This is a genomic window from Mesorhizobium sp. M4B.F.Ca.ET.089.01.1.1 (genome assembly GCF_004022605.1).
GTDB lineage: Bacteria > Pseudomonadota > Alphaproteobacteria > Rhizobiales > Rhizobiaceae > Mesorhizobium > Mesorhizobium abyssinicae.
Genome location: NZ_RZOS01000181.1, coordinates 1 through 10,789, shown reverse-complemented (window position 1 = coordinate 10,789; position 10,789 = coordinate 1). Strand labels below are relative to the sequence as shown.

Genomic DNA, 10,789 nt, shown 5'->3' with positions numbered 1-10,789 from the left:
CTGGAATAGGGATGCTCGCCATAGATGGCGCGCAGCCATTTGCGCTGGGCGATCGCATTGGGGTCGCGCTCATTGGCGACGATGCCCGCCAGCACCTGGGCGCGCACGCGGTCGAGCGGCGCCTGGTCGAAGCGGGGTTTGTTGACCGCGAGCGTCAAGAGATCGAAGGCGGCGTCCTTCTGTTCCGACAGCATGCGCATCGAGCCGTAAATGCCGTCTCGCTGCGGCTCGAAGCTCATCTCGGCGCCAGCATCGTCGAGCTTCACCTGGAAAGTGTCGCTGTCGAGGTCTCCGGCGCCCTCGTCGAACAGGCCGGTCATCAGATTGGCCAGCCCCTCCTTGCCCGCCGGATCCTGCGCGGTGCCGCCGTCGAAGACGAAGCGGATGGCGATGATCGGCACCGTGTGGTCCTCGACCAGCCAGGCGGTGATGCCCTTGTCGGACTTCACCTCCTGGATGTTCATGCCGGCATGCGCGGCGAGCGCGGGCAGGATCAGGAAGAAGATCGCAAAGCAAAGGGTGGCGAGGGCGCGCAGCGCCTTTCCTTCTCCCCTTGTGGGAGAAGGTGTCGCCGAAGGCGACGGATGAGGGGTGTTGGAAGAAACGAACCGTGGGCGGTCCTGCCAGCACCCCTCATCCGTCTCGGCGCCACGCGCCGATCCACCTTCTCCCACAAGGGGAGAAGGAAAAGCACTCATCCGCCCGGCCACAGAACTCATCATCAATTCCCCGCCTGTTGCTGCGGCAGGAGATAGCCTGTCGTCGAATGGTCGAGGACCAGATAACGGGCGGCGACCGCCTTGACCTCGTCGGCGGTGACCTTGCGGATGCGGTCCGGCCATTCGAGCACGTCCTGCACATTGCCGCCGGTTGCCAGTGTCGAGCCATACATGTTGGCCATGTCGTCCTGCTTGTCGCGGGCGAAGATCATCGAGCGGACATAGCGCTGCTTGGCCTTCTCCAGCTCGTCGTCGGTGACGCCGTCCCTGGCGATGCGGGCGACCTCGGCGTCGACCGCCGCCTCGACATCGCCGAGCTTGGCGTCACCGCGCGGTGCGCCGTAGATGGTGAAGTTGGTGGCGTCGAGCATGGTGCCCTGGAAGTAGGCGCCGGCCTCCGCCGCGACGCCCTGCTTCACGACCAGCTGCTGGTAGAGCCGGCTGCGGTTGCCGCCGCCGAGGATTTCGGCGAGCAGGTCGAGCGCCTCGGCCTCGCCCGGCCGGGCCGTGTGATAGGACGGCACCACCCATTGCGTCGAGAAGGTCGGCACCGAAACGCGCGCGTCGGACAGCGTCACCGTGCGTTTGGTGTTCTGCTCGGGCTCGACCGGGCGGATGCGCGGCGGCAGGTCCGGCCCGCGCGCGACCTTGCCGTAGGTCTTCTCGGCCAGCGCCTTCACCGTGTCGGGCTCGACATCGCCAGCCACCACCAGCACGGCGTTGTTTGGCCGGTAATACTTGTCGTAGAAAGCGATCGCGTCGGTGCGGTTCAGCTGTTCCATCTCCTGCATCCAGCCGATGACCGGAATGCGGTAGGGCTGGTTCTGCCACAGCGTGGCGTCGACCTCCTCCTCCAGCAGCGCCTGCGGGCTGCTGTCGATGCGCGAGCGGCGCTCCTCCAGGATGACGTCGCGCTCGGTCTTGATGACGTCGTCGGTGAGGATGAGGTTGCGCATGCGGTCGGCCTCGAAGGCCATCATCTCGCCCAGCGCCGATGGCGCCACCGTCTCATGGAAGGCGGTATAGTCGTAGGAGGTGAAGGCGTTGTTGGAGCCGCCGATCTCCGCGACGGCGCTGTCGAACTCGCCGGCGGCGTGGTTGGTGGTCGCCTTGAACATCAGGTGCTCGAAGAAATGCGCGATGCCGGATTTGCCGGCCGGCTCATCGGCGCTGCCGATCTTGTACCACACCATGTGGGTAACGATCGGGGCGCGATGATCGGGGATGACCACCACCTCCATGCCGTTGTCGAGGAGAAAATCCGTCACCTTGCCGTCGTCGCCGGCGAGCGCCGGGCCGGTGAGCGCAAGCGCCGAGGTAAGGAGCGCCGCGCGCAGCCGTCTGGTGCAAGATGTCATTAAACGCTCCGGTTTCGGTTGCGCGACGATAGGCAAGGTTGCTGGTCGAGGCAAAGTGAATTGTTCGTCATTTTCGAGGCGGCGCTTCTTCCTTCTCCACTTGTGGGAGAGGAGAGCTGCTCACCCCGCCTCGATGAACCGGATCACCGTCTCGCCATAACCGCGCTCGTCGACCACCGCGAATCCCTCCCCGGCCTCGAACGGCGCGGAGGCCGCTTCCTCGACGACGCAGAGCGCGCCGGGCAGCAGCCAGCCGCCTTGCCTGGCGGAACGCAGCGCACGCTCGCCAAGACCCTTGCCATAGGGCGGATCGGCGAAGACGAGGCCGAAAGCGGCCAGCGTGCCGGCATCGCCGAGCCCAGTGGCGTCGCGGCGGAAGATCTTGGTGCGGCCGGTCAGTCCGAAGGCCTCGACATTCTCGCGGATCAGGCCGCGTCCCTCGGCCGATTCCTCGATGAAGACGCCGTAGGAAGCCCCCCGCGACAGCGCCTCCAGACCGAGCGCGCCGGTGCCGGCGAACAGGTCGAGCACGCGCGCGCCATCGAGCTTGTCGGCGAAGCGATGCGCCAGCACGTTGAAGAGCGCCTCGCGCGTGCGGTCGGTGGTCGGGCGGATGGCATTGCCGCGCGGCGTCGCCAGCGGACGCCCGCGGAACTCACCGCCGACGATTCTCATTTCAATCCGGCCCTCATCTGGTCCTGGGACCCTTCGGGCGCGGCCGGTCGCCGCCATCCGGGCGCTCGCCACGCGGCTTGCCGTACGGCTTGGCGCCGCCCGGCTTGCCGGCGGCCTTGCCATAGGACGGCTTGAACGAAGCCTTGCGCGCCTTCGCTTCCGCCGCCTTTGCGGCATCGGCCTCCGCCCTGCCCTTGCCGATCGGCCGGGCACCCGGCGCCATCCAGACATTGGCCTTGCGCTGGCCGGGCGGCTCGATCGGCCGCTGCTCGCGCTCGGACTTCTTGCCGCCGAACCCCGCACGGGGCTTGTCGCCAAAACCACCGCGAGGTTTGTCGCCGAAACCGCCGCGCTCCGGCTTCGGACCGCGCTCGCCGAAGGCCCTGTCGGGCTTGGTCGAAAGCTTGCCCAGCGCCTCGTCGCGGCTGCCTTCGCGGCGCTTGCGGGCCTTGATCAGCCCGCCTTCGCCGATCGGCCGGCGATCGACGCCATCGCGCGGGAATTTTGGCCGTTCGGCCTCATCGCGTCGCGGTTCGGTGCGGCGCACCGGTTTGTTGGAAAAGGGCTTTTGGATCTCGGCGTCGAAATTGGCGCCGGATTCCTCGACCAGGCGCTCGCCGAGCTGGTCGCGCAGCACGCGGCCCTTGATCTCCAGCACATGGCCCTCCGGCAGGTCCTCGAGCTGGAATGGGCCGTAGGAAATACGGATCAGCCGCGTCACGTCGAGGCCGAGCGCGCCAAGGATGTTCTTGACCTCGCGGTTCTTGCCTTCGCGCAGGCCGATCGTCAGCCAGGCATTGGTGCCCTGCTCCCGGTCGAGGCTGGCTTCGATCGCGCCATAAAAAACGCCGTCGACGGCGATGCCCTCGCGCAGGCCCGCGAGCGCGCTTTCCTCGACCTTGCCGTGCACGCGCACCCGGTAGCGCCTGAGCCAGCCGGTGGCCGGCAACTCGAGCACGCGCGACAGGCCGCCGTCATTGGTCAGCAGCAACAGCCCCTCGGTGTTGATGTCGAGGCGGCCGATGGTCATCAGCCGCGGCAGTTCCGCCGGCAGCACGTCGAAGACGGTCTTGCGGCCCTCGGGATCGCGGTTGGTGGTGACGACGCCGGCCGGCTTGTGGAACAGGAACAGCCGCGTGCGCTCGATCTTGGGGATTTCCATGCCGTCGAGATGGATGATGTCATCTGGCATGACGTTGAAGGCCGGCGAGGACAGGACCTTGCCGTTGACCTTGACGCGGCCGGCGGCGATCAGTTCCTCGGCGTCGCGACGCGAGGCAAGACCGGCGCGTGCGAGCCGCTTGGCGATGCGCTCGCCCGCTTCCTCGGCGGCCTCCGTTGGGCGCGGGCGCGGCTTGAAACCGCCCTGCGGCCGGTCGCCGGCAAAATCGCGCTTGGGGCGATCGGCGAAGTCACGCTTCGGGCGATCGGCGAAATCCCGTTTCTGGCGATCGGCAAAGTCACGCTTCGGACGATCGGCAAAATCACGTTTAGGCCGGTCGAAACGCTTTTCGCCGCCCGCGCCCTCGGCGGCCATCGGCCGGTCGCCGCGTGGCGCATAGGGCTTGCGCTCACGATTCTCGAACGGCTTGCCGTCCGGACGCGGGCCCTTGCGGAACGGCTTGTCGCCGCCTGGCGCGCCCTGCTCTAGATCGCGCGGCTTGTAGGCGCGCTTGAAATCGCGCGGAGGCCGCTCGCCTTCGGCAGCCATCGGCCGGTCGCCGCGCGGCGCGTAGGGCTTGCGTGGCCCCTCGCGCTTCTCGAAGGGCTTGCCTTCGGGACGCTTGCCCTTGCTGAACGGCCGGTCGCCGCTCTTGAAATCGCGCTTTGGCCGCTCGCCTTCGGCAGCCATCGGCCGGTCGCCACGCGGCGCGTAAGGCTTCTTGGCGCCGAAGCCCGGCTTGCCGCCCTTGCCGGCGGCGCCATCGCGGCCGCGCGGCCCCGCGGCTTTCGGACCGCCCCTGACCGGCCCCTTCTTGGGCCGGAATTTCTTGTCGTTGTCGTCCATGTGGCCTTTGCCTGTTTGCGCTGCTACAGCGTGGCGCATCCGTTCGGGCGCGCAAAGGACGCTGTCGCACTTTGATGTGGCGCATGATCGTTGCCGAAAACCGAGTCCGATTTTCGAGGTTAGGCGCTAGATAACAGGATCGCTGTCGGGTGGCGAGGAGATAATCGGAATGGAAAGCGCGTGAAGCGGCCGGATTTCATGGCATTGGCGCTGGCGGAGGCCGAGGCGGCGGCGCGGCGCGGCGAAGTGCCGGTCGGCGCCGTCATCGCCAGCGGCGGCACGGTCGTCGCCAAGGCCGGCAACCGCACCCGCGAGCTTGCCGATCCGACGGCGCATGCGGAGATGCTGGCGATCCGCCAGGCTTGCGAAAAGCTCGCCAGCGAGCGGCTTACCGGCCACGATCTCTATGTCACGCTGGAGCCTTGCGCCATGTGCGCCGGCGCCATCTCGTTCGCGCGACTGCGCCGGCTCTATTTCGGCGCCGCCGACGAGAAGGGCGGCGCGGTGGTCAACGGTGTGCGCTTCTTCACCTCCGCCACCTGCCACCACACGCCGGACATCTATCCGGGCATGGGCGAGCGCGAGGCGTCCCTCATTCTCAAGGATTTTTTCCGGGAGCGGCGCGAGCCGTAGAAATCGGCCTAAGCCAAGAAGCCCAGGGCCGAAAACCTTACCACCAGTCGAACCAGCCGCCGCTCTTGCTCTTGGCGGCCGCCTCCTTCTTGAGGCGGCGTTCCTTCTTGTACTCGTCCTCGCCAAGCTCGCCCTGCGGCGCGGCATCGGAGGCGACGCGATAGGCCAGCGGCGGCTCGCTCAGATATTTGCGGGTGTTGGGGTCGCCCTGCTTGCCCTCTGCCATGCGGCGCTGGATCTCGGCGGCGCGGCCCTTGTCCGAATCCGCCGGCGTCCAGCGCGGCGGGTGGCTCGAGGCCGAATCCGCCATCGCCTTCTTCACCGCCGCCGGATCGGTCTGCACGTCGTCGACGATCTGCGACTGGTAGGCCGGATCGTCCTGGTGGGCGGTGGCGTCGGCGCGAAGTCGGGCGCGGCGCTGCTCGGGCGATTCGGGCCAATCGGCGCTCGCCGTCTCGATGCTCTCCTGCGGCGGCGGCAGGTTTCCCTTCTGCCCCGGCGCCGGCTTCACCAGATCGGGGCGCGGCTTGTAGTCGATCTGTTCCTTGCGCTTCGGCGTGATCGAAAAGGCACTGGAGAGATCGTCGGCGAGCTGTGTGGCGGCAGGCTTGTCGGTGCCATAGGTGGGCGAGCCCATGCAGCCGGACAGCGCAAGCCCCGATACGACAAGCGGCGCCAGCAGCGCGACGCGCGCATAAGTTCTCTCGGTCATGCCAAAAAGTCCCACAATAAACAGCCTCTCGATCGCCACCGGCCAGAGGCGCGGTCCCCATCGGCCAAGCACTTGCGACGGAATTCCGGCGAGAATTTGTCGTCCGGAGTTTCGCGTGTTTACCTCAACCACCCGTTAAGGGCAACGCGCGGGCGGCAATCCGCCGCCCGGCGTGGCATTTGTGCACTCATTTTGGTGATGCATGTCGTTATCCCAAAACCGCTTCACACTTTTGGGCGACATGCACTAGAGCCGCCCGAGCGCCTTGAGTTCGCGCAGTACATCGGCATCGCGGGCCGAGACGTCCGGAAATTCCGGATCTTCGCCGACATCAGCGGTGTAGCGCCAGGAGCGCGCGCATTTCACCAGGCCACGGTCTTCGGCCTTCTCGACGACCACCGCAACACCCCTGACCTCGTCCAGCGTGAAGGCGCCGTCTGGCGTCTTGCCGTGGGCGATGACCAGATCGCTGGTGATCGCCATCTCGGCCATGTCGACATCCGAGATCGCCGCTTCAAGCGCGGCATCGTCGATCGTGACGACCGGCACCGCCTCCAGCGACGAGCCGATGACCTTCTGGGCGCGGGCGATCTCGAGCGCGCCGGTGACGACGCGGCGCACCTGCCTGACCTTGCGCCACTTCTCCGCCAGCGCCTCGTTCCTCCAGTCCGCCGGAATTTGCGGGAACTGGTCGAGATGGACCGAGACGGCGTCGGGGTGACGATCGAGCCAGGCCTCCTCCATGGTGAAGGGCAGCATCGGCGACAGCCATTTGACCAGGCAGTCGAACAGATGGCGCACCACCTGCACGGCGGCCTTGCGCCGGACGCTGGAGGGCGCGTCGCAGTAGAGCGCGTCCTTGCGGATGTCGAAATAGAAGGCCGACAGCTCGACCACCATGAAGTCGACGAGCGCGCGGGTGATGCGCTTGAACTCGAAGGCGTCGTAGCCCTGGCGCACCAGTTCGTCGAGCTCGGACAGCCTGTGCAGCATCAGCCGCTCCAGTTCCGGCATCTTGTCCAGCGCCACCTCCTCGCCATCGTCATGGGCAAGCGTGCCCAGCATCCAGCGGATGGTGTTCCTCAGCTTGCGGTAGGCGTCGATGTTGGTCTGCAGCACGTTCTTGCCGAGCCGCTGGTCTTCCCAGTAATCGGTCGTCACCACCCAGAGCCGCAGAATGTCGGCACCCGACTGCTTGATGACGTCCTGCGGCACCACGGTGTTGCCGAGCGACTTCGACATTTTCCGTCCCTCTTCGTCCATGGTGAAGCCATGGGTGACGACGGTGTCGTAGGGCGCCCTGCCCCGGGTGGCGCAGCTTTCGAGCAGCGAGGAGTGGAACCAGCCGCGATGCTGGTCGGAGCCTTCGAGATAGACGTCGGCCGGCCATTTCAGGTCCGGACGGTCCTCCAGCGTGAAGACATGCGTCGAGCCCGAATCGAACCAGACATCGAGGATGTCCATCACCTGATGCCATTTCGCGGCATCGTGATTGCCGAGGAAGCGCTCCTTGGCGCCGGGCGCGAACCAGGCGTCGGCGCCCTCGGCCTCGAAGGCCTCCATGATGCGCTGGTTGACCGCTTCGTCCTTCAGCACGTTGCCGTCCACGTCGGCGAAGACGGCGATCGGCACGCCCCAGGCGCGCTGGCGCGACAGCACCCAGTCGGGACGCTCCTCGATCATGGCGCGGATGCGGTTCTGGCCGGCGGCTGGCACGAAGCGGGTGTCGTCGATCGCCTTCAGCGCGCGGCTGCGCAACGTCGTGCCGTCGCCGAGGTCCTTGTCCATATAGACGAACCATTGCGGCGTGTTGCGGAAGATGATCGGCTTCTTGGAACGCCAGGAGTGCGGATAGGAATGCTTCAGGCGGCCGCGCGCGAACAGCGCATTGCGCTTGATCAGTTCCTCGATGACCGCCTGGTTGGCGTTGCCCTTCTTGCCATTGTCGTCGATGACGCGCGCGGCTCCACCCTCGCGGTCCGGGCCGAAGCCCGGCGCGTCCTTGGTGAAGAAGCCGGCATCGTCGACCGGGAACGGGATCGCGGTGTCGACGCCGCGCTTGAGCAGTTCCGCCACAGCGTCCATCCAGGCGTCGAAGTCCTCGCGGCCGTGGCTGGGCGCGGTGTGCACGAAGCCGGTGCCGGCATCGTCGGTGACATGCTCGCCGGCGATCATCGGCACCGGGAATTGGTAGCCGTCGGCCAGCCCCCTGAACGGATGCGACAGCGTCAGGCTTGCAAGCTGTTCGGCCGAAACATCGTGAAGGCGGTTCAAGGTGACCTTGGCCTTGGCCGAGGCATCCTCGGCAAGGGCGTCGGCGAAGATCAGCTTCTCGCCGGGCTGCGGGCCGAACGCGTTCTCGGCCGCCGTCACCTCGTAAAGCCCGTAGGCGACGCGCGGCGAATAGCTGACGGCGCGGTTGCCGGGCAGCGTCCAGGGCGTCGTCGTCCAGATGACGACATGGGCCTCGATAAGGTCGAGCGAGGATTCCGACAGCACTGCCGCCTGCGCGTTCTCGGCGCCGGCGACCGGGCGCGCCAAGCTCGCCACCGGGAATTTCACCCAGATCGTGTCGCTCTCATAGTCCTGGTACTCGACCTCGGCCTCGGCAAGCGCGGTGCGCTCGACGACGCTCCACATGACCGGCTTCGAGCCGCGGTAGAGCTGGCCCGACATGGCGAATTTCAACAGCTCGCCGGCGATGCGCGCCTCAGCGTGATAAGCCATCGTCGTATAGGGATTGTCGAAATCGCCGACGACGCCGAGGCGCTGGAACTCTGAGCCCTGCACCTTGATCCAGTACGCGGCGAAGTCGCGGCATTCCTTGCGGAACTCGTTGACCGGGACCTCGTCCTTGTTCTTGCCCTTGGCGCGGTATTGCTCCTCGATCTTCCATTCGATCGGCAGGCCGTGGCAGTCCCAGCCCGGCACGTAGTTGGCGTCGTAGCCGCGCATCTGGAAGGAGCGGTTGATGACGTCCTTGAGCACCTTGTTCAGCGCATGGCCGATATGGATGTTGCCATTGGCGTAGGGCGGGCCGTCATGCAGCACGAATTTCTCGCGCCCGGCGGCCTCCTCGCGCAGCTTGCGGTAGAGGTCCATGTCCTGCCAGCGCTTGACCAGCGCCGGCTCCTTTTCCGGCAAGCCGGCGCGCATCGGGAAATCCGTCTGCGGCAAATAGAGCGTTTTGGAATAGTCGATCGTTTCAGCGGTATCGGTCATTGGTCTGCCATGTGCATTGCCCGGCGACAAACAGGCTCGGGCGTTGAACTATCATGTTCTGAAAAAAGCGCGAGGCGCGCGCGCAACAGTCCCGGCGGCTCCGGCGGCGCTCAGGCCACCCGGAACACCGGGCTCGTAATTCGTATCGCGATCGCAAACAGGCGCGAAAAGCTCGTCATGGCCGGGCTTTTAGCGGATTAGTCAGCAGGAATAAAGCGCCGAGTTCAGGCGGCTACATCGAAAAGTCGAAGCGATAGGTGGTCGAGACGCCGACCGTGAACTGGTTGCGATCGCCGCGCTCCCGGACCAGGCTGGAATCGGCGGCCGGGCCCATCAGGCGCGAATATTCGCCGAACAGGCTGGCCGTCATCGGCTCGGTCACCTTCCAGGTGATTGCACCGCCGAGGCCGGTCGACTTCAGGCCGCCGCCCGGATGGTACTCGCTGAGGCCGGAGGCCGCCGCTTCGGTGGCATTGACGCCGTAATAGGCGTCGAAATAGCCCGATGAGGCGAAGGAGACGCGCGGCCCGCCGGAGATGCGGACCGTGGGCGTCACATCGTAGAAGGCATCGGCCGCGATATCGGCGACGAAGCCGTCATGGGCGCGGATGCCATGCCTGAGCTCGGCGCGGGCTCGCACCCAGTCAAGCGGATAGAATTCGAAGAAGCCGCCGACCTCGCCGCCCCAGCGCACCGGGTCGAGACCCGCCAGTTCATCCTTGCTGCTGCGGGAGAACAGGAACTTGCCGGTCAGGCCGGCGCGCACGCTGCCGTCGTCGATCAGCGCCAGCGAGATGTTGTCGTTGCGCGAGGTGAAGCGCGCTTCCGGACCCACCTTGCCGAGCGAGATGATCGGCTGGGCACCGAGCATGTACTTCTTGCCGCCCTCGAAATTCGGCGCGATGAGGCCGGTTGCGCCGAGCGTCAGGTACCAGTCGCCCGAAATCCAGCTCCCCTCGCCGGCATGGGCCGAAGAGACGGCCATCAGGCCGGAGGCGAGAACCAGCTGAATCGTCCGGACAATACGCATCGTTACCCCATACGCGAAACAGGCCGGCAGGAACACCCCGGCAGCGCAAAAGCCATGGCGCCAGTTCGGTAAAATTTGACTTAAAATCCGTAACATCGGCAGCGGCGCCGACGATGCGGCGCATGCCTGATGTTGCGTGTGGGTGATCCATTAGGGCCGGTTCGCGTCAGATCTTTTCTATCGAGGAACAGGCTTTCGGAATTTCATTTCTGTCTAAGTCTATAAATTCAGTGGACTTTAATTCACGGCCGCTCCGATCGGCTGCAATCGAGGCTGTGCCTCTGTTCCAAGGATTAAAGCCCATGCGAAAATTGATTTCCGCCACCCTTTTTGGACTTGCCCTGGCTTCCGCCAGTACCGCGGCAAACGCCGCGGACGACAAGAAAGTCGTCGTCGCCTACCAGACCGGCGCCAACCCCTATAATCTTGGCA

General features: G+C 66.0%; 8 protein-coding genes. 1 reads left to right on the top strand and 7 read right to left on the bottom strand.

All coding sequences use genetic code 11. From position 1 onward, the window contains the following. The 4 genes from EN780_RS18040 to EN780_RS18025 all read right to left on the bottom strand — a co-directional run. A partial coding sequence (locus EN780_RS18040) for an insulinase family protein (protein ID WP_133372637.1) occupies window positions 1-698 on the bottom strand: 698 nt, incomplete at its 3' end. A 23-nt stretch (window positions 699-721) separates the two neighbouring features. Beyond that, window positions 722-2,077: a pitrilysin family protein gene (locus tag EN780_RS18035; protein WP_128274883.1), complete on the bottom strand. Its 1,356-nt coding sequence runs from the start codon at window positions 2,075-2,077 to the stop codon at window positions 722-724. 120 nt (window positions 2,078-2,197) lie between these two features. Continuing rightward, entirely contained in the window at window positions 2,198-2,752 is a 555-nt protein-coding gene (gene rsmD / locus EN780_RS18030) for a 16S rRNA (guanine(966)-N(2))-methyltransferase RsmD (RefSeq protein WP_127286672.1), read from the bottom strand. A 13-nt stretch (window positions 2,753-2,765) separates the two neighbouring features. Beyond that, window positions 2,766-4,760: a pseudouridine synthase gene (locus EN780_RS18025; RefSeq protein WP_128274882.1), complete on the bottom strand. Its 1,995-nt coding sequence runs from the start codon at window positions 4,758-4,760 to the stop codon at window positions 2,766-2,768. A gap of 180 nt (window positions 4,761-4,940) precedes the next feature. On the opposite strand from EN780_RS18025, the gene EN780_RS18020 reads away from it, so the two are divergent. Beyond that, window positions 4,941-5,393 (top strand): nucleoside deaminase, encoded by a 453-nt coding sequence (locus EN780_RS18020; protein WP_127286670.1) that lies wholly within the window; start codon window positions 4,941-4,943, stop codon window positions 5,391-5,393. A 37-nt stretch (window positions 5,394-5,430) separates the two neighbouring features. Here EN780_RS18020 and EN780_RS18015 read toward each other — a convergent pair whose 3' ends face one another. The 3 genes from EN780_RS18015 to EN780_RS18005 form a co-directional block, all read right to left on the bottom strand. Beyond that, a complete protein-coding gene (locus EN780_RS18015) occupies window positions 5,431-6,105 on the bottom strand; it encodes a hypothetical protein (RefSeq protein WP_127286669.1) in 675 nt (224 codons plus the stop codon). Window positions 6,106-6,351: 246 nt separating this feature from the next. Further along, window positions 6,352-9,327, bottom strand: a complete 2,976-nt coding sequence (gene ileS / locus EN780_RS18010; RefSeq protein WP_128274881.1) for an isoleucine--tRNA ligase — start codon at window positions 9,325-9,327, stop codon at window positions 6,352-6,354. Between the two features lie 232 nt (window positions 9,328-9,559). Next, a complete protein-coding gene (locus EN780_RS18005) occupies window positions 9,560-10,357 on the bottom strand; it encodes a MipA/OmpV family protein (protein ID WP_127286400.1) in 798 nt (265 codons plus the stop codon). Window positions 10,358-10,789: the final 432 nt, after the last annotated feature.

What these genes read in the sequence shown, in the direction of transcription:
- EN780_RS18005 (WP_127286400.1), bottom strand. Translation starts at nt 10,357, where the DNA reads ATGCGTATTGTCCGGACGATTCAGCTGGTTCTCGCCTCCGGCCTGATG.
- ileS (WP_128274881.1), bottom strand. Translation starts at nt 9,327, where the DNA reads ATGACCGATACCGCTGAAACGATCGACTATTCCAAAACGCTCTATTTG.
- rsmD (WP_127286672.1), bottom strand. Translation starts at nt 2,752, where the DNA reads ATGAGAATCGTCGGCGGTGAGTTCCGCGGGCGTCCGCTGGCGACGCCG.
- EN780_RS18035 (WP_128274883.1), bottom strand. Translation starts at nt 2,077, where the DNA reads ATGACATCTTGCACCAGACGGCTGCGCGCGGCGCTCCTTACCTCGGCG.
- EN780_RS18025 (WP_128274882.1), bottom strand. Translation starts at nt 4,760, where the DNA reads ATGGACGACAACGACAAGAAATTCCGGCCCAAGAAGGGGCCGGTCAGG.
- EN780_RS18015 (WP_127286669.1), bottom strand. Translation starts at nt 6,105, where the DNA reads ATGACCGAGAGAACTTATGCGCGCGTCGCGCTGCTGGCGCCGCTTGTC.